This window comes from Stenotrophomonas sp. YJH_SMC_58, from assembly GCF_059369635.1.
On sequence record NZ_JCAFSW010000005.1, the window covers coordinates 155045 to 176308 of the forward strand.

A 21264-nucleotide genomic window follows, 5' to 3' on the forward strand; every position below is an offset into this window, starting at 1 on the left:
TTTCCCCTGTAGTGCCGAACACTGTAACGGCCGGCTACAAAGGCGCCAAGCCACTCGCGGGCCAACCGTGGCGGTGGGTATACCCTGCCGACCGCGAACGCACCGACAAGGCCGTGCGGGCATTCGAACCGGGACAACTACGTCATGCCCAGCCGCGTCAGATCCAGCGCTGGTCGACCAGTTCGCGCTTCACGTAGGCATAGAACACCGGCGCGGCGACCAGGCCCGGCAGGCCGAAGGCCGCCTCCATCACCAGCATGGCCAGCAGCAGCTCCCAGGCACGCGCCTGGATCTCGCCACCGACGATGCGCGCATTGAGGAAGTACTCCAGCTTGTGGATCACGATCAGGTACAACAGCGCGGCCACGGCCACATAGAACGAGACCGACAACGCAACGATGGCAATGATGGTGTTGGAGATGATGTTGCCCACCACCGGCAGCAGGCCGGCGATGAAGGTGATCAGCACCAGCGTCTTGGAAAGGGGCAGGTGCACGCCGAACAACGGCAGCACGCCCAGCAGGAAGATGGCGGTGAAAATGGTGTTGAGCAGGGAGATCTTCACCTGCGCGAACACCACCTGGCGGAACGCGGTGGCCAGGCGGCTGGTGCGCCCGATCAGCTCCTGCGCCAGCGGCCCCATCTTCGGCAGCGGCAGTTCGTCGTACAGCGCGATCATCGCGCCCAGCACCATGCCGATCAGTACGCGTACACCCACCTGCACCACCGAGGTACCGGCCACGCCCAGCTGGCGCTGGTGCTCGGCGGCCCAGTCATTCAGCGCCGCACGCAGCGCCGGCATGTCTTCGGGGATATACGGCTGCAGCAGCGCGGGAACCTGGTGGCGCGACGAATTGAGGATATCCATCAGCCGTGCCAGCAGCGCGTCCGGCCCACCGGTCTCGTTGCGGAAGAACGAGGCCACGCCGATGCCGGCCAGCACCAGCGCGCTGATGATGATTGCCGACAACACGATCACCGCGATCGCCCGCGCCCGCCCCGGCGGCAGCTTGCCTTCCACGGTGGACGCCAGCACATGGGTCAGCTGGAACACCAGCAGGCCCGACAGCAGCGTTACCACCAGGCCGAGCTTCAGCGCCAGCCACATGCCCAACAGCATCATCAGCCAGGCCGCGATCCTCGCAACGGGGGGCTTGGGCTGGGCAACGAGGGCGTCTTGCATGGGCGGCGCGTCCGGGCGGGGTGGCCCATGGTAGAGGATTGGCGTGCCGATTCCGCGTGCAGGATGAACGGGCGTTTCGGCCTTGTTCGGCGGCAGCCGTGCCGCACTCACTCGCCGTAGCTGGCTGTGTTCTTGCCCTGTCGCTTGGCGTGGTAGAGCGCGCGGTCGGCCAGTGCCAACCAGTCCTCGACACTACCGCGACGCGGCGTCGCGGCAATGCCGATACTCACGCTGAACTCCACGCCCGGCGTGGCCTGCCGCGCGGCCTCCAGCAGGTGCAGGCGCACCCGCTCGGCCACGTGCATCGCATCGACGGGCGCGCAGTCGCGCAGCAGCACCACGAACTCATCGCCCCCCAGCCGCGCGGGCGTATCACCTGGCCGGGCAAAGGTGCGCAATGTCGCCGCGATATGCCGCAGCACCTCGTCACCGGCGCGGTGGCCATGCGAGTCATTGATGCGCTTGAAATCATCCACATCGAGCATCAGCAGGCAGGCAAAGCCGCCCTGGCCCTGGGCCCGGTCCAGCGCCTGCTGCGCACGCAGGATCAGGAAGCCACGGTTGGCCAGCTCGACCAGCGGGTCCATCCGGCTGAGCCGCTGCAGCTGACGGTTCTGCGATTTGACCCGGCGCGCCAGCTGCCAGCTGAGAATGCTGAGGCCGATGCCATACACGAACAGGAACGGGACACTCAGCACGATCGTGCGCTGCGAGGTGACCGGTTGGTAAGGGAAGCCGAGCAACCACCAGGTGAGTGCGAAGCCCAGCAGCAGGGCCAGCGTGGCGCGCATCGCCAGGCGCACGCCACCGGCAGCGATCTTGTCGGCCACCAGCAGCGCGGCGAACAGTGCGCTGGGCACCGCGCTCAACGCCATGAAGGCGATCCAGCCACCGCCGAAGAAGGAGTCGGCCACCATGCAGCGGAACTGGACGACCGCCGGCTGGCGGGAGCGCTGGGTCAGCAGCACTGCCAGTGCCGGCCACGCCAGCGCGTTGAGCAGCAGCAGGACCCACGCCAGCCCGCCATCCTGGCGTTCAAGCATGATCGAGGCGATGGGGATCGCTCCCAGTCCATTGCCGACGAAACGCATCCAGCCGATGCGACGTGCCGCGCCAATGCCTTCGACCGCGCCTTCCGCCGAATCGGTGAAGAATGGCATTGCCGCCCCCCTTGCGCGATCGCACCTGCTGCTACGGCCCTTGCCGGGCTGCCTGCGATGAGTCTGACAGCTCTGCGTCAATTCGGGATCAAGGTTGCACGACATCGCGCGGGCCGGCTGCCACGCTCCCGCGGCCCCACCCCGTGGTCACCCGCGTCGGGGCGCAGCCGTCGATCCCCGCACCATCAGGCTGAAATCCAGCGTCTGTTGAAGCGGAACATCCACCTGTTCGATGATGGCGAGCAGCAGGTTGACCGCGCGCGCGCCGATTTCCCGCATCGGCTGCCGGATGGTCGTCAATGGCGGCGTGAGGTAGCGGGAAGACGCCAGGTCATCAAAGCCGACGATGGACAGGTCTTCCGGCACGCGGATGCCCAGCTCCCGGCAGGCCGCCAGGGTGCCCAGCGCCATCTGGTCGCTGAAGCAGAAGATCGCCGTTGGTGCGGACGTGCCGTCCAGCAGCGCCATGGCAGCCGCATGGCCGGATTCCACTGAAAAATCCCCGGGCACGATGCTCAGCTGGCGCAGGCGGCCGCGCGCCTTGCCGGCCGCCCGCACCCCTTCCAGGCGCTGCTGGTGCAGGGGATTGTCCGGCGGCCCACCGACCACGGCGATCCGTTCATGGCCCAGTGCGTACAAGTGCTCCATGACGGCGCGTGCGGCGGCGGCATTGTCGATGTGCACACTGGGCAGGCCCAGCGCGGGATCGAACTCGCAACCGTTGACCACCGGCGCGGCAGCCCCCCTCTGCTGGACAATCTCGCGCGCCGTCGGTGGCAGGCGATGGCTAAGCACGATCATGCCGTCGGCCTCGTTGCGCCGGAGCATCTGAGCGTAGCGCTCCTCGCGGTCGGGTTGGTCCTGCGTATCGCCCAGCAACACCGCATAGCCGACAGCCTGCGCGGCGTCTTCCGCCCCTTGCAGGATCTGCGCGAAGAACGGGTTGGCGATATCCGGCACCGTGACCAGGATCTTGCCGCTGCGCTGGGTCTTGAGCGTGCGGGCGACCGTGTTGGGCACGTAGCCCAACGCCGCGGCGGCCTGCTCGATGCGCGTGCGCGTGGCCGGCAGCACTTTGTCCGGCCGCGAAAGTGCACGCGACACGGTGCCGGCGGAGACGCCGACGTGCTTTGCGATGTCGTAGATGGTGGCCATGGCGTTAGTTCTCCCGCCCGCTGTGCAGTGCACAACAGGTCCTGCGTGCGCCCCTGCTAGGATAATGCAATCGATTGCATCGAGGGCGAATCACGTTGAAGACGCTCAAGGGTCCAGCGCTGTTCCTGGCGCAGTTCATCGGCGACACGGCTCCTTTTGATCGGCTGGACACGCTGGCCGGATGGGCCGCGGGTCTGGGCTATTCTGGCGTACAAGTCCCCACCACGGCGCCCCACCTGTTCGATCTGGCCGAGGCCGCGCGCAGCCAGGCGTACTGCGACGACCTCGCCGGCATGCTGGCAGGTCATGGCGTGCAGATCACCGAGCTGTCCACCCATCTGCAGGGGCAGCTGGTCGCGGTCCATCCGGCCTACGACAGCCTGTTCGACGGATTCGCACCCGCGGACAAACGTGGCGATCCCACGGCCCGCCAGGCCTGGGCGGTGGAGCAGCTTCTGTTGGCCGCCAAAGCCAGCCAGCGGCTGGGGCTGACCGCGCATGCCACGTTCTCCGGCGCATTGGCCTGGCCCTATTTCTATCCCTGGCCGCAGCGCCCACCGGGACTGGTGGAAGAAGCCTTCGCCGAACTCGGCCGCCGCTGGCGCCCGATCCTCGATGCCTTCGATGCCTGCGGCGTGGATCTCTGCTTCGAGATCCACCCGGGCGAGGACCTGCACGATGGCGCGACCTTCGAACGCTTCCTCGATGTGGTGGATCATCACCCCCGCGCCAAGATCCTGTACGACCCCAGCCACCTGCTGCTGCAGCAGATGGACTACCTGGGTTTCATCGACCGCTACCACGCGCGCATCGGCATCTTCCACGTCAAGGACGCGGAGTATCGCCCCAGCGCAAGCAGCGGCGTGTATGGCGGCTACCAGGACTGGATCGAGCGTCCGGGCCGCTTCCGTTCGCTCGGTGATGGCCAGATCGACTTCAAGGCGATCTTCTCGAAGTTCGCCCAGTACGACTTCCCCGGCTGGGCGGTACTGGAATGGGAATGCTGCCTGAAGCACCCCGAGGACGGCGCACGCGAGGGTGCCGCCTTCATCCGCGACCACATCATCCGCGTGACCGACCGCGCCTTCGACGACTTTGCCGACAGTGGCACGGACGCCGCATCACTGCACCGCATGCTGGGAATCTGAGCCAAGACCGCCCCGGGAGGGCAAGCCATGACGCACGCCATGTCGCGCCTGGGCGCGATGATGTTTCTGCAGTTCTTCATCTGGGGGGCGTGGTTCGTCACCCTCGGAACCTACCTGGTGCAGGGCCCGCTGCAGGCCAGCGCCAGCCAGGTGGCCACCGCCTTCCTCAGCCAGTCCATCGGCGCGATCGTTGCGCCGTTCCTGGTCGGCCTGATCGCCGACCGCTACTTCGCGGCGCAGCGCATCCTCGCGGTGCTGCACCTGACCGGCGCGGTGCTGATGTGGCTGGCGTCCACCGCCACCAGCTTCAGCGTGTTCTCGGCCTGCGTGATGGGCTACATGCTGCTGTTCATGCCGACGTTGGCACTGGCCAACAGCGTGGCGATGCGGCACATGCAGTCGCCCGAGAAACAGTTCCCGCTGGTACGCGTGGCCGGCAGCATCGGCTGGATCATTGCCGGTGTGCTGATCGGCTGGCTGGGCTGGGAACAGGCCCATCGGCTTGAACTCACCTTCCGCATGGCCGCGCTGGCATCGCTGGTGCTGGGCCTGTATGCATTCACCCTGCCGCACACGCCACCGCTGGCGCAGCAGCGCGATGCCGGACTGGGGCAGATCCTGGGGCTGGATTCGTTGCGACTGCTGAAGTCGCGCGCCTACCTGGTGTTTTTCCTGGCGTCCATCGCCATCTGCATCCCGCTGTCGTTCTACTACAACTTCACCAATCCGTATCTCAACGACCTGGGCGTGCGCGGCGCAGCAGGCCTGCAGTCGCTGGGCCAGGTCTCCGAAGTGCTGCTCATGCTGGCCATGCCGTTCCTGTTCGTGCGGCTGGGGGTGAAGACCATGCTGGCGGTCGGCATGGCCGCCTGGGTGGTGCGCTACGCCATGTTCGCCTTCGGCGATGCGGGCAGCGGCTTCTCGCTGCTGGTGATCGGCATCGTGCTGCACGGCATCTGCTACGACTTCTTCTTCGTCACCGGCCAGATCTACACCGATGCGCATGCCGGCCCCGCCGCGCGCAGCAGCGCGCAGGGCTTCATCACCCTGGCTACCTACGGCGTGGGAATGCTGATCGGCACCTTCCTGTCCGGCGCGGTGGTGGAGCACTTCACCACCGAGGCCGGCCCCGACTGGCAGCAGATCTGGCTGTTCCCGGCCGGCGTTGCACTGGTGGTGTTGATCGCCTTCTTGCTGCTGTTCCGCGACCGGCCGACGGTCACGGCCGCGCCCTCCACACCCTGAGGATCCCCGTCGATGCCCAAGCTTGGAATCGCCATCGTCGGCGCTGGCATGATCGGTGCAGTGCATCGTCGTGCGGCACTGCTGGCCGGTGCCGAGGTGCGCGGCGTAGCCGCCTCGTCAGCGCAGCGCGCGCATGAGGCCGCGCAGTCCTGGAATGTCCCGCGCGCCTACCGCGATATCGAGGAGGTGATCGCCGATCCGCAGGTACAGGTCGTGCACGTGTGCACGCCCAACCATCTGCACCGCGCCATGGCACAGGCTGCGCTGGAAGCCGGCAAGCACGTGATCTGCGAGAAACCGCTGGCGACGACGCTGGACGATGCACAGGCGCTGGCGGCGCTGGCCGCATCGACCGGATTGGTTGCCACGGTGCCCTTCGTCTACCGCTACCACCCAGTGGTCCGGGAGGCGCGCGCACGCATCTCCCAGGGCGATCTGGGGCCGTTGCACCTGATCCACGGCAGCTACCTGCAGGACTGGCTGCTGGATCCGGCCAGCAACAACTGGCGCGTGGACCCCGCGCTGGGAGGCACGTCGCGCGTGTTCGCCGACATCGGTTCGCACTGGTGCGACCTGGTCGAATGGGTCAGTGGCGAGGGCTTCGCCGAAGTGAACGCGGCGTTCTCCACGGTAATCGCCGAGCGTGGCGCCGTCAGCGGGCAGAGCTTCAGCACGCCAACGGCCGCCAGTGCGATGCAGGCTGTCACCAGCGAAGACGTGGCCGCAGCGATGTTCAGGACCGGCGCCGGCACGCTGGCGTCATTGACGGTCAGCCAGGTCTCGGCCGGACGCCACAACCGCCTCTGGTTCGAGATCGATGGCGCCAAGGCCAGCGTGGCCTTCAACCAGGAGGATGCCGAACGACTCTGGATCGGCCTGCCCGATCAGCGCGAGGAAACCTTCATGCGCGGCCCCGGTGCCGGCAGCGCCGAACAACGCCGCCTTTCCATGCTGCCGGCCGGGCATGCACAGGGCTACGCCCAGTGTTTCGAGGCGTTTGTGGCCGACACCTATCGCGCCATTGAAGGCGAGCGGCCGCAGGGCCTGCCCACCTTCGAAGACGGTCTGCGCTCGGCACGGATCGTTGATCGCGTCATTGCATCAGCCAGGTCACGTACCTGGACCACCATCGGTTGAATTCCGGGAGGATCTGTTGATGAAAGCTCTTTTCCGTAGAAGTGCAAGTCTCGTCCTGCTGCTCGCTGCCCTGCCCGCCTTCGCGAGCGAAGCCGCCACCACGCAGAAGCCGATCGCGGTGCAGATGTACACCCTGCGCAATGCAGGCTCGCTCGATCAGCAGTTGAAGATCGTCCACGACGCGGGCGTCCGTGCGGTGGAAACGGTCGGTACGCAGAACACCAGCGCCACCGAACTCAAGCAGCTGCTGGACCGGTATTCGATCAAGGCGGTTTCGTCGCACGTGCCACTGGCCGAGCTGCGGGGCAACCTGGATGGTGTGGTGACGTTCAACCGGTCGATCGGCAACAGCACGCTGGTGGTGCCTTACCTGGACCAGAAGGACCGCCCAACCGATGCCGCGGGCTGGACCGCATTGGGCAAGGAGCTGGGCCGCATCGCCAAGCAGGTGCGCGGCAAGGGCATGCGCCTGGCCTATCACAACCACGATTTCGAGCTGGCCGACTTCGACGGTCAGACCGGGCTGGAGCTGCTGTTCGCAGCGGCCGGGCCCGACCTGCAGACCGAGCTGGACCTGGCCTGGGTTGCACGCGCGGGCCTGGACCCGGCGGTGATGCTGGGAAAATTCCGTGGACGCGTGTTTGCGGTGCACGCCAAGGACAATGCGCCGAAGGGCCAGGCCCAGGATGAAGGCGGATTCGCCGCGGTGGGCCAGGGCGTGCTGGACTGGAACGCGATCCTGCCCGCCGCTGCGGCGGCCAAGGTGCAGTGGTACATCGTCGAACACGACCAGCCACGCGACCCGGCCAAGGTCATCCAGACCGGCGCGGACTACCTGCGTGAACACCTGCCCGCCAACGTGCCCACCCGTGCACGGCGCTGACGCATCAAGGAGCCCCACATGAAGATGATCCTGGCAGTGGCCCTGGCTCTGGGCGGCATGAGCACTTCAACGGCAGCCCGGGCCAAGGACGATCCTGCCGCCGGCGCGAAACTCTATGCCCAGCACTGCACTGCCTGCCACGGTGCTGAACGCGCCGGCGTACCGCCGACCTTCCCAGCGCTTACCGACGTCGGCAAGCGGCTTCAACCCGCCCAGGTCAAGGACAAGATCAGGAAGGGCGGAGGATTGATGCCGCCCTTTGCCCAGCTGTCGCAGCAGGAGATCGACGACCTCGCCAGCTATCTGGCGAAGTAGGCGGCCGGCGACCACGCCGGCCGCGTGCCGCTACAGTTCGCGCACCCAGATGTTGCGGTAGCTGACCCTGGAGTCATGCTCCTGCAGATAGAGCGGCGCGCACGCATGGGGTGCGTACGAAGGCGCACCGATGTACTCGGTCCTGCCTGCCAGCACGGTGTCGTCCTGCACGAGTACGCCGTTGTGCAGCACGGTGATGCGCGCGGGCGACGTCAGGCCGCCGCCCTGCGAGAAGCGCGGTGCCTTCCAGATGATGTCGTAGACCTGCCACTGGCCCGGTGCGCGCGAGGCGTTCACCCGTGGCATGGCCTGCTTGTAGATCGAACCCGCCTGGCCGTTGGCATACGTCGGGTTGTTGTAACTGTCGAGCACCTGCAGCTCATACAGTTCCTGCAGGAAGATGCCGCTGTTGCCCCGGTTCTGGCCGTCGAAGCCCTTCGTCTCGGTGGGGGTACGCCATTCGACATGCAGCTGGACATCGCAGAAGCGTTGCCGGGTGCGGATGCCCTTGCTGCCCGGAACGACGGTCATGGCGCCATCGGCAACCTTCCAGGGCACCCGCCCGCCCTGCTCTGCCTCCCACGCCGAGACATCCTTGCCATCGAACAGCACGATGGCATCGGAGGGGGCCTTGCCTGGCGGCGTGGCCACGAATGCGGGCACGGGCGTCCACACTTCGGTCTTCTTCGGGTCACGCGCAGCGTCGGCGCCGTCCTGAGCGAATGCAGATGCAGCGGCCAGCAGGCCGGCCGTGATCAACGCAGGGCGGAGCATCAGGGTGGTGTCCATCAGCTGGTCCCCCACGCGGGCGTACCGGGGACATAGGCCAGGTCACCGTCGTAGCGGCCCGGCACGGCGACGTACTGCAGCACACCGGTCGCCCCGACCTTTGAAGTGAAGAAGCCGAAGATGGCCAGCTGCTTGATCATCGTGAAGTAATGCGGCATGGCCTCGCCTTCCTCGGGAGTGCCGGTCTCGGTCACGTCGGCATTGCGTGCCTTGGCTTCGGCGTCCAGCCTTCGCAGCAACCCGGTGCGGGCTTCCGGCGTGAGCGATACGAAACGGCCACCGGCGCGCGTGTCGATGTCGGCCAGGCCGGCGCGGAACGTCGCCTGCTGCCGGGCGGTGTAGCAGTCGCTGACGAACGTCGCCATGAACGCACCGGCACCCGCGTCCTTGGCCCCGGGCGTCCTTGTCTGCGGCAGGATGGTTTCGGCGATCTCGTCCAGCATGCCGATGTCGGCATCGGAGAACGCGGGCATCGCCCCGGCAGCCGGCACCTTGCCATGCACCAGCGCAGGCAGGCCAACCATGGCCGCACCGGTTGCGGCAACGATCATCTTCAACAGTTCGCGGCGATCCATCAGAGGTTCCCCGCTTTCAGTTCGCGTACCGCATGGTCGGCCGCGCGCGCGGTCAGCGCCATATAGGTCAGCGAGGGATTCACGCAGGCGCTGGAGGTCATGCAGGCACCGTCGGTCACATAGACATTGGGGGCATCCCAGACCTGGTTGTGCGCATTCAATACCGAGCTCTTCCGGTCACGTCCCATGCGTGCGGTCCCCATCTCGTGGATGCCCTTGCCCGGGGCATAGTCGTTGTCGTGCATCTTCACGTCCTTGACGCCGGCCGCCTCCAGCATCTCGGCGGCATCCGCGGCCATGTCCTTGCGCATCGCCAGTTCATTGGCGCGCATGGACACGTCCATCGCCAGCACCGGCAGTCCCCACTTGTCCTTGCGGTCGTGGTCCAGGCGGATCGTGTTGTCGTGGTGCGGCAGCATTTCACCGAACCCGGTCATGCCGATGCGCCAGTCACCCGGCACGGTCAGTGCCTCCTTCAGATCGGCACCGATGTTGAGCTCGGCGATCTCGCGCGACCATCCGGTGCGGCTGGCACCGCCCTGGTAGCCGAACCCGCGCAGGTAGCCGCGCTTGTCGGCCGCGACGTTGCGGAACCGCGGAATGTAGAAGCCGCAGGGACGGCGGCCGAAGTAGTACTTGTCTTCGTAACCCTCGACCCGGCCCGAGGCGCCGGCCCCGAAATGATGGTCCATCACGTTGTGCCCGAGCTCCCCCGACGAGGAGCCCAGCCCCCCTTCCCAGACATCGGTGGCCGAATTCATCAGCAGCCACGTCGAGTTGAACGACGACGCGTTGAGGAAAATGACCTTGGCCGTGTACTGGTAGGTCTGCCCGGTCTCAGCATCGATGACCTCCACGCCGCGCGCGCGCTTGCGGTCCTTGTCGTAGAGCACTTCCTTGACGATCGAGAACGGCCGCAAGGTCAGGTTCCCGGTCTTCATCGCCGCTGGCAGCGTCGCCGCCTGGGTCGAGAAATAGGCACCGAAGGGACAGCCCAGGATGCACTTGTTGCGGTACTGGCAGTTCACGCGCCCCTGCTCGGGCATCGGCTGGGTGATGTTGGCAGTGCGCGAGTGGATCATGTGCCGCGTTCCGCCGAAGGCCTTCTTGATGCGCGCGGCCACATCCTTCTCGACGATGTTCAGGGGAATCGGAGGCAGGAACTCGCCGTCCGGCAGCACGTCCAGTCCTTCGCGCGTGCCGGCGATGCCGGCGAACTTCTCTACATGGTCGTACCACGGCGCGATATCGGCGTAGCGGATCGGCCAATCGGTGGCGATGCCGTCCTTGAGGTTGGCCTCGAAATCCAGATCGGAGAAGCGATAGCTCTGCCGCCCCCACATCAAGGAACGACCACCGACGTGGTAGCCACGGAACCAGTCGAAGCGCTTGGTCTCGATGTAGGGCGATTCCTGTTCGTTGGCCCACATCCCTTCCAGGTTCTCGGCCAGGCCGTAGTCGCGCATCAGCACCGGGAACTCGGCCTTCATTGCCTGCGTTGGCCGGTTGCGGTGCGGGAAATCCCACGCCTCCTTCATCGCGTTGACGTAGTCCTTGACGTGCTCGATGTTGCGCCCGCGTTCCAGCATCAGGACCTTCAGGCCCTTCTCGGTCAGCTCCTTCGCCGCCCAACCGCCACTGATTCCCGAGCCAACAACAATGGCGTCGTAGTGATTATCTGCCATGGGTTTCTCACCTGGGTGGATATCGTTTCAGACGTCGCAGAGGCGGATCGCCTCGCGCAATGAGGCAACGGGATCGGGCGCTGCAGGCGTGAACTCCTGCGCCAGATACCCCTTGAAACCGGTGTCGCGGATCGCGCGACAGATGGCTGGATAGTGGAGCTCCTGCTGGTCTCCGATCTCGTTCCGGCCAGGCACGCCTGCGGTGTGGTAGTGCTTGAAGCAGGCGTGATGCTTGCCGATGGTGGCGATGATGTCGCCCTCCATGATCTGCATGTGGTAGATGTCGTAGAGCAGGCCGAAATTGTCCGAGCCGAGCCGCTGGCACAGCTCCACACCCCACGCGGAGTGGTCGCACAGGTAGTCGCGATGATCGACCTTGGAGTTGAGCAGTTCCATCACCAGCACCACGCCGCGCTTCTCGGCATGCCCGAGGATGCGCTTGAGCCCGGCCTCGGCATTGGCCATGCCGTCCTGCGGGTCCATACCGTTGCGGTTGCCGGAAAAGCAGATGAGGTTTCGATAGCCGGCATCGGCGACCAGATCGATGTGCCGCGTGTAGCGTTCCACCAGCTGGTCGTGGAACTCGCGGCCGGCAAAGCCCTTGGTCAGGCCCAGTTCCGCGCCGTTGCACATCGAGCTGTACACGCCATTCGCCTTCAGCGTGGGCCAGTCTTCCGGGCCGACCAGGTCGATCGCGGCAAAGCCGATGTCCTTCACCGTCGTGCAGAGCTGGGCAACGGACAGCTGCGGGAAGGTCCAGCGTGCGACGGAATGCTTCAGGTTGCCCTTGAGTGGCGCCGTGGCGGCGAATGCGGGCAATGCGCCCGCGGTTGTCGCGGCCCCCAGGCCAATGCTGCCGGCAACTGCGATGCGCAGCGCATCGCGCCGCGTGAGCCCCCTCGAAGGAGCCGGTCTGATCGAATGGATGGACATCCACCTTCCGGCCTCCCAACCGGTATCAAACGCAACGATTCACAGCAATGCAATCGATTGCACCATAGGGGAGGAAATTGTCTGTTTGCAAGTCGCGGTGCACGAAAAACTGATGGTGCGAGGCACAACGCAGATGGCATCGCGCAAAAAGAAAAGCCCCGCATGAGCGGGGCTTTCTTTTCTGCTGCGAACGAGCGTTCGATCAGAACGGAATATCGTCGTCAGCGAAGTCATCCATGGGCGGCGCCTGCTGCGGCTGCGGACGCTGGTTGCCACCCTGGTTGCCGTAACCGCCGCCCTGGTTGCCGCCCTGGTTGCCATAGCCGCCGCCCTGGCCACCACGCTGGCCGCCACCGCCACCACCGCCGCCATACTCCTGGCGCGGCGCCTGCTGGCGCTGCGGACGATCGCCGCCGTAGTTGCCACCACCGCCGCCGCCACCGCCTTCACCGCGGCCGCCCAGCATCTGCATTTCATCGGCAATGATGTCGGTGGAGTACTTCTCCACGCCGTCCTGGCCGGTGTACTTGTCGTAGCGCAGGCTGCCTTCGACGTAGACCGAGCTGCCCTTGCGCAGGTACTCGCCGGCGATCTCGCCGAGCTTGCCGAAGAACACCACGCGGTGCCATTCGGTGCGCTCCTGCTGGTTGCCATCCTTGTCCTTGCGGACGCTGGTGGTGGCCAGGCTGATGCGGGTGATCGCCATGCCGCCCTGGGTGTACTTCACGTCCGGGTCGTTGCCGAGATTGCCGACCAGGATGACTTTGTTGATGCCGCGCGCCATAGGTACCTTCGTCCGTTGTCCAGGGGCAGACCGCCAGTGATAGCACAGCCCCGGGCGGGGGTGCAGTAGGCGAGGCCGCCCCTGTTGAAATTTGGGGGAATGCGAGAACGATGCATCTTAGCATTGCCGCCGCCATCCGCCCGATCAGAAGACCCCGGCCGCGCAGGAGGATTGAACTGATTTCCTTGTCCGGCAATGACTTACCCTCGCTTCAGTGGACATCCGGAGGGGCATTGCCGTCTGCCCATGGCATCATGCCCAGGCTCCTCCCCCTGCCCCCTCCCGCGTTCCCATGACGATCAAAGGCAAAGCCACCTCCCTGGACATCGCCCACCTGGCCGGGGTCTCCCAGCCGACCGTGTCGCGGGCCCTGCGGGGCAGCCCGATGGTCAACGCCGAGACCCGCGAGCGCATCCTGCGCATCGCCCGCGAGCTGAACTACAAGGTCGACAAGAACGCCTCCAGCCTGCGCCTGCGCAATGCCGGCACGCTGGCCCTGCTGTTCTTCGAGGACCCGACCAACGACGACTCGCTGATCAACCCGTTCTTCCACTCGATGCTGGGCTCGATCACCCGTGCCTGCGCGCTGCACGGGCAGGACCTGCTGGTCTCGTTCCAGCAACTGTCCACCGACTGGCAGGCCGATTACGAGGACAGCAACAAGGCCGACGGCATCATCCTGCTCGGCTACGGCGACTACCACGAATCGCGCGACCGCCTGCAGCGGCTGGTCGAACAGGGCACGCACTTCGTGCGCTGGGGCGCCGCCCTGCCCGGCCAGCCCGGCGTGTCGATCGGCAGCGACAACTTCCAGGGCGGGCATGACATCACCACCCACCTGCTGCAGCAGGGCTGCCGCCGCATCGCCTTCCTCGGCCATGCCTCCAGCCATTACCCCGAATTCCAGGAGCGCTACCGCGGCCATGTCACGGCCCTGCAGGACCACGGCCTGGCCGCCGAACCGGCGCTGCAGCACGATGCGATCACCACCGAGGCTTCCGGCCAGGAGGCCTGCCAGGCGCTGCTGGCGCGCGGCGAACCGATCGATGCGATCTGCGCCGCCAGCGACCTGATCGCCATCGGTGCGATGCGCGCCCTGCGCGAGGCCGGGCTACGGGTGCCGCAGGACGTGGCGGTGACCGGCTTCGACGACATCCCGCTGGCGGCCTCGGTGTCTCCGGCGCTGACCACCGTGCAGCAGGACACCAAGCAGGCCGGCCAGCTGCTGGTGGAGCGCCTGCTGACGCTGATCGGCCGGCAACCGGTGGAGGGCCAGAGCATCCCGGTGAAGCTGGTGGTGCGGGAATCGTCGCTGCGCCGGTAAGCGCCACCAGACCTCCCGCCACGCCTCAACGTGCGACGGCGGAATTCTCCCCCCATGACCAACGGCGGATGCGCACGGAAGCCGATGCGCGGATAACGCGCAGACATCGCCCATGGAAAGGTGTACGTCGCATGCTGAAGATCGATTCGCTGTCCAAGACGTACGCCAACGGCGTGCATGCCCTCAACAACGTCACCCTGGACATCCCGCGCGGCATGTTCGGCCTGCTCGGTCCGAACGGCGCCGGCAAGTCGTCGCTGATGCGCACGCTGTCCACCCTGCAGGAAGCCGACAGCGGCACGGCCACCCTCACCATTCCAGGCGAGGCGCCGATCGACGTACTGCGCGACAAGGACGCGGTGCGCCGCCGGCTGGGCTACCTGCCGCAGGATTTCGGCGTGTACCCGAAAGTCAGCGCGCTGGACCTGCTGGAACATTTCGCGGTGCTCAAGGGCCTGACCCAACGCGCGCAGCGCCGCGAGGTGGTCGATGGACTGCTGCAGCAGGTGAACCTGTGGGACGCGCGCAAGCGCAAGCTCGGCACCTACTCCGGCGGCATGCGCCAGCGCTTCGGCATCGCCCAGGCGCTGCTGGGTGACCCGCGGCTGGTGATCGTCGACGAGCCCACTGCCGGCCTCGATCCGGAGGAACGCAACCGCTTCCTCAACCTGCTGGCGGCCATCGGCGAGAACGTGGCGGTGATCCTGTCCACCCACATCGTCGAAGACGTGACCGATCTGTGCCCGACGATGGCGATCATGAACAAGGGCCAGGTGCTGCTGACCGGCCGCCCCAGCGAAGCGATCGACGCCCTGCAGCACCAGGTCTGGCGCAAGCAGGTCGATCCTTCGGAACTGGCCGACCACGAGGCACGCTACGTGGTGCTGTCCACCCGCCTGGTCGGTGGTCGCCCGGTGATTCACGTACACAGCGCCAATGACCCCGGCGACGGCTTCGCCGCCGTAGCCCCCGACCTCGAGGACGTGTACTTCCAGCGCCTGCGCCTGCAGGCCCGTGCCCGCGCGGCAGCCTGAGCGGAGCACGCCATGATCCTCAACTTCTTCCGCTTCGAGCTGCGCGAGCAGCTGCGCTCCCCGCTGCTGTGGCTGCTGGCCGGGCTGTTCGCCCTGCTTGCCTTCGCCGCCGCCTCCAGCGACGCGGTGCAGATCGGCGGTGGCGCCGGCAACGTGCACAGCAACGCGCCCACCGTGATCGCACAGATGCTGGGCATCTTCACCCTGCTCGGCATGCTGGTCACCGCGCTGTTCGTCAGCAACGCGCTGTTGCGTGACTTCGAACTCGGTACCGCTGAACTGATCTTCGCCAGCCCGGTGAAACGCCGCGACTACCTGGGCGGGCGCATCGCCGCCGCCCTGGCGGCAGGCCTGCTGGTCTACGTGCTGATCGCGTTCGGCCTATGGCTGGCACCGTTCATGCCGTGGGTCGATCCCGAACGCATGGGCCCGATCAGCTGGCAGGGCTATGCGTGGACGTTCGCAGTCATCGTCATTCCCAACCTGTTGTTCACCACCGCGCTGCTGTCGCTGCTGGCGGCGCTGACCCGCTCGATCCTGTGGGTCTACATCGGCCTGGTGGCCTACCTGGTGCTGTATGGCGCCAGCGCGGCCCTGCTGCGCGACATCGACAACACGTGGATCGCGGTGCTGAGCGAACCGCTGGGCATGCGCGCACTGGGCCGCACGATCCGCTACTGGTCCACCGCCGAGCGCAACAACGGGATTCCCGAGCTGGCCGGTTACCTGCTGGCCAACCGCGCCCTGTGGTTGGGCGTGGCTGCCGCGCTGTTCGCCGCCACCTTCGCGCTGTTCCGCACCGAACGCAGCGGCAGTGGCCGTCCGCGCTGGGGCCGCAGACAGGCGCAACCGGCTGCCGATGCCAGCGTGGTCCGCCCCACCCGCGCGACACTGCCGCGCGTGATACCGGCGTTCACTGCCAGCACGGCGTGGCAGCAGTTCCTGCGCCAGGTCCGCTTCGATACACGCGGCGTCCTGCGCAGCGTGCCGTTCATCGTGCTGCTGGTATTGGGCCTGGCCAACTTCCTGCCCAGCGCGCTGTTCCGGCAGACCCTGTACGGCACCTCGATCTGGCCGGTCACCTCGCAGATGATCATGGGCCTGCAGGGGGCCTTCAGCTGGCTGCTGGTGATCATCGTGCTGTTCTTCGCCGGTGAGCTGGTCTGGAAGGAACGCAGTGCGCGCATCAATGAAGTGACCGATGCCATGCCGGTGCCGAACTGGGTGCCGCTGCTGGCCAAGTTCACCGCACTGCTGGCCGTGATCATCTGCTTCCAGGCCGCCGGCGCGCTGGCGGCGATGGGCGTGCAGCTGGCCAAGGGCTACACGCATCTGGAGCCGCTGCTCTACCTGCGCAGCCTGGCGCTGGATTCGGTGGTCTACATCCTCATGGGGGGTCTGGCGCTGGTGCTGCAGGTGCTCACCAACAACAAGTTCGTCGGTTACGCATTGCTGATCGTGGTGATGATCGGCCAGGGCGTGCTCGGCCTGCTCGACTACACGCAGAACCTGTACAACTTCGGCAGCTGGCCCAACGCGCCCTATTCGGACATGAACGGCTACGGCCACTTCCTGACCGGGCAGCTGGCGTTCCAGGGCTACTGGGCGCTGTTCCTGCTGACCTTGATGTGCCTGGCGTCGGCCTTCTGGGTACGAGGTGTCAGCCAGAGCCTGCGCCAGCGCCTGGCCCTGGCCGGCCGTCGCCTGCGCGGCCCGACCGGTGCCTTCGCCGCAGTGGCCGCCCTTGCCTTTGTCGCCGTGGGCGGCTGGCTGTACTGGAGCACCAACATCCGCAACGAGTTCATCTCGCCCGACCAGCAGCTGGATCTGCAGGCCCGCTACGAGCGCGAGCTGTCGAAGTACCGCAACCTGCCGCAGCCCCGCATCGTGGCGGTGGACAACCGCGTGGACCTGTTCCCGGAATCGCAGTCGATGGTGATCGATGCAAACTGGACGGTGCGCAATACCCACGCCACGCCGATCCAGGACGTGCACGTCTCGATGGGCGATGACAAGCAGCTGGTCGCGGTCGACCTGGGTGGGCAGACACTATCGATGCATGACGCCGATCTCGGCTACCGCATCTACCGCCTGCAGAAACCGCTGCAACCGGGCGAAAGCCGACGTGTCCATTTCCGGGTGGTGCAGAAACCCAATGGCATCACCGCCGGCCAGGCACCGAGCAACATCGTGGGCAACGGCACGTTCTTCAACAGCCGCGTACTGCCGTCGTTCGGCTACAACGAGGGCGCGGAGATCACCGACCGCAACGAGCGGCGCAAGCGCGACCTGGGTGAGCCGCGGCGCATGCCCAAGCTGGAAGACCAAGCCGCGCGTGCCAACACGTACATAGCCAACGATGCCGACTGGCTCGACTTCCGCACCACGGTCTGCACGGCACCGGACCAGGTGGCGTTGGCGCCGGGCTACCTTCTGAAGGAGACCACGGTAAATGGCCGGCGCTGCTTCAGCTATGCCATGGATCGACCGATGCTGAACTTCTACGCCTATCTGTCGGCGCGCTGGGAGGTGCGCAAGGCAAAGTACAAGGACATACCGATCGAGGTCTACTTCGATCCGGCGCACGGCTACAACGTGGACCGGATGATCGAAGCGGTGCAGAAATCGCTGGCCTACTACGAGGCGAACTTCACCCCGTACCAGCATCGCCAGGTGCGCATCATCGAGTTCCCAGGCTATGCGCGCTTCGCGCAGTCGTTCGCCAACACCATCCCCTACTCCGAGGCCATCGGTTTCATCGCCGACCTGCGTGACCCGGACAAGGTGGACTACGTGTTCTACGTGACCGCGCACGAGATCGCACACCAGTGGTGGGCGCACCAGGTGATCGGTGCCAACGTGCAGGGCGCGACGGTGCTGTCCGAATCGTTGTCGCAGTACTCTGCGCTGATGGTGATGGAGCAGGAGTACGGCCGCCAGCACATGCGCCAGTTCCTCAAGCGCGAACTGGACGGCTACCTGTCCGGCCGCGGCGGCGAGGCCATCGAGGAACAGCCGCTGGAACGTGTGGAGAACCAGCAGTACATCCACTACCAGAAGGGTTCGCTGGTGTTCTACCGGCTGCGCGAGGAGATCGGCGAGCAGGCGCTTAACCGCGCATTGAAGCGCTTCCTGCAGGACAAGGGGTACCAGCAACCGCCGTACACCACCTCACGCGAGCTGCTGGACTACATCCGCGCCGAGACCCCGGCCGACCGCCAGCAGCTGGTCACCGACCTGTTCGAGAAGATCAGCTTCTACGACAACCGCGTAATGGCCGCCAGCGCCCGCAAGCGCGATGACGGCCGCTACGACGTGACCCTGGACCTGCACGCCGCCAAGCAGTACGCCGACGGCAAGGGCAAGGAGAGCGACGGAAAGATGGATGACTGGGTCGAGGTCGGCGTGTTCGCCAATGGGCCGTCGGGCAAGGAGCGCGACCAGAAGGTGCTGTACCTGCAGCGCCACCACATCACCAGTGCGGAGCCTAAGATCACGGTAACGGTGGACGAAAAGCCGGATGAAGCGGGCTTCGACCCGTACAACAAGCTGATCGACCGGGTGAGCGATGACAACCGGCGCAAGGTAACGATATGAGGTATGCGGTGGTGCCGGTAGCGGCCAGCACCACCGTCGACTGCGTGTATGGGAATGCAACGTGATCGCGATGATCCATGGCTGAAGGTTCTGCTTTAGCTCACTACCCCGACTGATCGCTGGCATCGCGCGTAGTCCATCTGCAGTGCCGAGCCATGCTCGGCACCATCTGCCTGAAGACTCTCCCCTGACGTCTGTCCCAGGCATAACCGCATCAGCAACGATGCCCCTTGTCGCACTCCGGCTCGCGCGCCCGCTTCCCGTCTCCTGACATCACGTTGATCCAGAATCCTTGCGCTTCGCGAGCAGACCGCTGATGCAAGGCGGATCGCCGCGCCCGCAATGTGGAGCTACGGAACAACCTCGAACACGAGGCGGGTCCACAGACATGATTCCTCATCCAAGGAGTTCCACTTGTGAGAAGCATCCAGGCTGGATCGTTGCGAATGGGTCCTGCCTCGCTAGGAGCAACACAATGAAGAAGTGGCTTCTGCTGGGAACGCATATCCTGATCGCCATGATCTCCTCCCTACTGGGAGGGCTATACGTAATCCAGACGTTTCCCAGCCTGCGGCAGCAGTACAGCAATGAACTTGCGATGTCGATCCAACTTCTTTTCGACGAACAGGGGCAGCCAAGGGACGAGGCCGACCTTCGCCGCAGAATCTCTCTGAACATCGCCAACAGCCTGCACCTTTCCGCCAGATCACCGGGCAGGTCGGAGACAGAACTCGAGCGCCTGAGAGCCCTCAGCCGTCGGGTACTGCAGCAGGATCTGCTGAGATATGTCGAGCAGTCGGATGCGCGGCGCAATGCGCTTGACGGGGCCGTTCATCTGACACGCGACCTGCCAACACACGGCTCGCCCCCCCGCTAATGCCAGGACACGCCCGGCATGAGGGCGTCAGCCGCCGGGCGACGCCGCGGCCTTCGGCCCCAGCAACGCCAGCAGCACATAGACCACGATCGAGGCGACGGTACCGAGCGCCGCCGGCAGCCCGAATGCCCACGCCGAACGGCGCTGCTGGCGCGCCCACTGGGCCAGATGCCAGGCCGCGCCCAGGTTGATCAGCCAGGCAATGACGAACACCGGCCACAGCACCATGCCCACCGCGCGCAGCAGGGGCATGGACACCAGCGCGGCAGCGATCGCCGCGATCAGGAAGATCAGGGCCGAGCGGGAATGGCGTGCCGTGGATACGCTCATGCGGCCAACCTGCGCACCATCACCAGCACGCGATAGCTGCGGTTGTCGGCTTCCTGCAGCGGCTTCCAGCCCAGCCGCGCATACAGCCCACCGTCCAGGGCCTCGGTCTGCAGGTAGAGATCGGAAACCCCCATTCGCACCGCCTGCGCCGCTGCTTGCTCCACCAGCGCGCCAGCCAGCCCACGCCCGCGATGGCTGTCGGCCACGAATACGCCGCCCAGCCAATGTTCGTACTGTGGGAACGCCTGCATTTCCCGCCGCTTGAGCTGGACTGCGCCAACCACCTGACCGTCATCGAATACGGCGATCAGGTGCGGGAAACCTTCGGCGTCCTGTGGCGGATTGAGCCGCTGCAGTTCCTGTCCCAGTGTCAGGCCGGCGTCCTGGCCCCATTCCGCGTGGTACCACTGGGCCAATTGCTGCCGTTCCGGTGCGTCGGCGGGTAGTCCCCTGAATTCCATGGCAATGCCTCGATCCCGATGTCACCCAAGGGGATCATGGACGGCGCCCGAAGGGAAGCCTTCTGTAGCGTCGAGCCATGCTCGACACATCAGGCCATGCGCGAAAGGCAGTCGAGCATGGCTCGACGCTACAAATGGCGCGACGGCAACTCAGCCCTGGGCGAAGTCCTTCAGGATCTCGCCAACGCCGCTGGGCGAGATCTCAAAGCCCAGCGAAGTACCCGGGTTGATCACCACGCCGTAGCCACCCGGCACGCGGCGCAGCACGTCCAGCATCAGCCAGCGGATCTGGTGTTGCGCCTGCTGGCTGTAGATGCCCACCCGCGATGGATCGGTGAACACGGCCACGTGCAGGGTACCCTGCTTGTCGAACAGCAGCGGGTCGAAGCCGCTGCCGTCCGGGGTGACCAGGCTGCCGGTCAGCAGCACCACCTCGCAAGCGACGAAGGCCTCCATGAAGGCGCGGATTGGCACCGCCCCGTCCATCGCCGCCTTCAGCAGGGTTTCGATCGGGGTCTGCGGGGCGAGGTCGGTCATGGCGATACGGCGCGGCGTGAGGGGTGCCTATTGTGCCGGATGCGGCCAAACCCGGTAGTGCCGGCCACTGGCCGGCACCTGCAGGTACCCGGAATCCGGGGCTGCCGGCCAG

The 21264-nt window shown here is 66.0% G+C and carries 20 protein-coding genes; 9 read left to right on the forward strand and 11 right to left on the reverse strand.

What is annotated here, in order from left to right; genetic code table 11:
* Positions 1-157: 157 nt before the first annotated feature.
* From AC5P68_RS09075 to AC5P68_RS09085, 3 genes are all read right to left on the reverse strand, one after another.
* Complete coding sequence (locus tag AC5P68_RS09075) at positions 158-1183, reverse strand: AI-2E family transporter (RefSeq protein WP_288419834.1); 1026 nt, start codon at positions 1181-1183, stop codon at positions 158-160.
* Positions 1184-1290: 107 nt separating this feature from the next.
* Positions 1291-2343, reverse strand: a complete 1053-nt coding sequence (locus AC5P68_RS09080) for a sensor domain-containing diguanylate cyclase (protein ID WP_288419835.1) — start codon at positions 2341-2343, stop codon at positions 1291-1293.
* Between the two features lie 147 nt (positions 2344-2490).
* Positions 2491-3498: a LacI family DNA-binding transcriptional regulator gene (locus AC5P68_RS09085; RefSeq protein ID WP_414497852.1), complete on the reverse strand. Its 1008-nt coding sequence runs from the start codon at positions 3496-3498 to the stop codon at positions 2491-2493.
* A 95-nt stretch (positions 3499-3593) separates the two neighbouring features.
* On the opposite strand from AC5P68_RS09085, the gene AC5P68_RS09090 reads away from it, so the two are divergent.
* Genes AC5P68_RS09090 through AC5P68_RS09110 form a run of 5 tightly spaced genes read left to right on the forward strand, consistent with a single transcriptional unit; the run spans position 3594 to position 8226 of the window.
* On the forward strand, positions 3594-4646 hold the full coding sequence (locus AC5P68_RS09090) for a sugar phosphate isomerase/epimerase family protein (protein ID WP_024956976.1): 1053 nt from the start codon (positions 3594-3596) through the stop codon (positions 4644-4646).
* Positions 4647-4673: 27 nt separating this feature from the next.
* Positions 4674-5891, forward strand: a complete 1218-nt coding sequence (locus AC5P68_RS09095; RefSeq protein ID WP_049453200.1) for a nucleoside permease — start codon at positions 4674-4676, stop codon at positions 5889-5891.
* Between the two features lie 12 nt (positions 5892-5903).
* Positions 5904-7028 carry a Gfo/Idh/MocA family protein gene (locus tag AC5P68_RS09100; RefSeq protein ID WP_033833421.1) on the forward strand — a complete coding sequence of 375 codons (1125 nt, stop codon included), beginning with the start codon at positions 5904-5906 and terminating at the stop codon, positions 7026-7028.
* A gap of 19 nt (positions 7029-7047) precedes the next feature.
* A complete protein-coding gene (locus tag AC5P68_RS09105; protein WP_111108443.1) occupies positions 7048-7911 on the forward strand; it encodes a sugar phosphate isomerase/epimerase family protein in 864 nt (287 codons plus the stop codon).
* Positions 7912-7929: 18 nt separating this feature from the next.
* Positions 7930-8226 (forward strand): c-type cytochrome, encoded by a 297-nt coding sequence (locus AC5P68_RS09110; protein WP_005412561.1) that lies wholly within the window; start codon positions 7930-7932, stop codon positions 8224-8226.
* A gap of 30 nt (positions 8227-8256) precedes the next feature.
* On the opposite strand, the gene AC5P68_RS09115 is transcribed toward AC5P68_RS09110, so the two are convergent.
* The 5 genes from AC5P68_RS09115 to AC5P68_RS09135 all read right to left on the reverse strand — a co-directional run bounded on the left by AC5P68_RS09115 (position 8257) and on the right by AC5P68_RS09135 (position 12992).
* Entirely contained in the window at positions 8257-9015 is a 759-nt protein-coding gene (locus AC5P68_RS09115) for a 3-keto-disaccharide hydrolase (RefSeq protein WP_049403331.1), read from the reverse strand.
* Positions 9015-9590 (reverse strand): gluconate 2-dehydrogenase subunit 3 family protein, encoded by a 576-nt coding sequence (locus AC5P68_RS09120; protein ID WP_049403241.1) that lies wholly within the window; start codon positions 9588-9590, stop codon positions 9015-9017. Before AC5P68_RS09120 ends, AC5P68_RS09115 begins: the two co-directional genes overlap by 1 nt.
* The gene (locus AC5P68_RS09125; RefSeq protein ID WP_231522620.1) at positions 9590-11275 is read right to left on the reverse strand and encodes a GMC oxidoreductase; all 1686 of its coding nucleotides are present in this window, start codon (positions 11273-11275) and stop codon (positions 9590-9592) included. Before AC5P68_RS09125 ends, AC5P68_RS09120 begins: the two co-directional genes overlap by 1 nt.
* Before the next feature lie 27 nt (positions 11276-11302).
* On the reverse strand, positions 11303-12208 hold the full coding sequence (locus AC5P68_RS09130; protein WP_033833417.1) for a hydroxypyruvate isomerase family protein: 906 nt from the start codon (positions 12206-12208) through the stop codon (positions 11303-11305).
* A gap of 202 nt (positions 12209-12410) precedes the next feature.
* Positions 12411-12992, reverse strand: coding sequence for a single-stranded DNA-binding protein (locus AC5P68_RS09135; protein WP_024956969.1), 582 nt, complete (start codon positions 12990-12992; stop codon positions 12411-12413).
* A 292-nt stretch (positions 12993-13284) separates the two neighbouring features.
* Here AC5P68_RS09135 and AC5P68_RS09140 point away from each other — a divergent pair, with 292 nt between their 5' ends.
* The 4 genes from AC5P68_RS09140 to AC5P68_RS09155 all read left to right on the forward strand — a co-directional run bounded on the left by AC5P68_RS09140 (position 13285) and on the right by AC5P68_RS09155 (position 19824).
* Entirely contained in the window at positions 13285-14316 is a 1032-nt protein-coding gene (locus AC5P68_RS09140) for a LacI family DNA-binding transcriptional regulator (protein ID WP_019337078.1), read from the forward strand.
* 131 nt (positions 14317-14447) lie between these two features.
* On the forward strand, positions 14448-15350 hold the full coding sequence (locus AC5P68_RS09145; RefSeq protein ID WP_057502649.1) for an ABC transporter ATP-binding protein: 903 nt from the start codon (positions 14448-14450) through the stop codon (positions 15348-15350).
* Positions 15351-15362: 12 nt separating this feature from the next.
* A complete protein-coding gene (locus AC5P68_RS09150) occupies positions 15363-18947 on the forward strand; it encodes an ABC transporter permease/M1 family aminopeptidase (protein WP_231522618.1) in 3585 nt (1194 codons plus the stop codon).
* Between the two features lie 475 nt (positions 18948-19422).
* The gene (locus tag AC5P68_RS09155) at positions 19423-19824 is read left to right on the forward strand and encodes a hypothetical protein (RefSeq protein WP_111188036.1); all 402 of its coding nucleotides are present in this window, start codon (positions 19423-19425) and stop codon (positions 19822-19824) included.
* A 27-nt stretch (positions 19825-19851) separates the two neighbouring features.
* Here AC5P68_RS09155 and AC5P68_RS09160 read toward each other — a convergent pair whose 3' ends face one another.
* From AC5P68_RS09160 to AC5P68_RS09170, 3 genes are all read right to left on the reverse strand, one after another.
* A complete protein-coding gene (locus AC5P68_RS09160; RefSeq protein WP_049403246.1) occupies positions 19852-20154 on the reverse strand; it encodes a hypothetical protein in 303 nt (100 codons plus the stop codon).
* Complete coding sequence (locus AC5P68_RS09165) at positions 20151-20615, reverse strand: GNAT family N-acetyltransferase (protein WP_414497849.1); 465 nt, start codon at positions 20613-20615, stop codon at positions 20151-20153. The genes AC5P68_RS09160 and AC5P68_RS09165 overlap by 4 nt, the downstream gene beginning before the upstream one ends.
* 150 nt (positions 20616-20765) lie before the next feature.
* The gene (locus AC5P68_RS09170; protein ID WP_049403248.1) at positions 20766-21152 is read right to left on the reverse strand and encodes an SseB family protein; all 387 of its coding nucleotides are present in this window, start codon (positions 21150-21152) and stop codon (positions 20766-20768) included.
* Positions 21153-21264 lie beyond the last annotated feature (112 nt).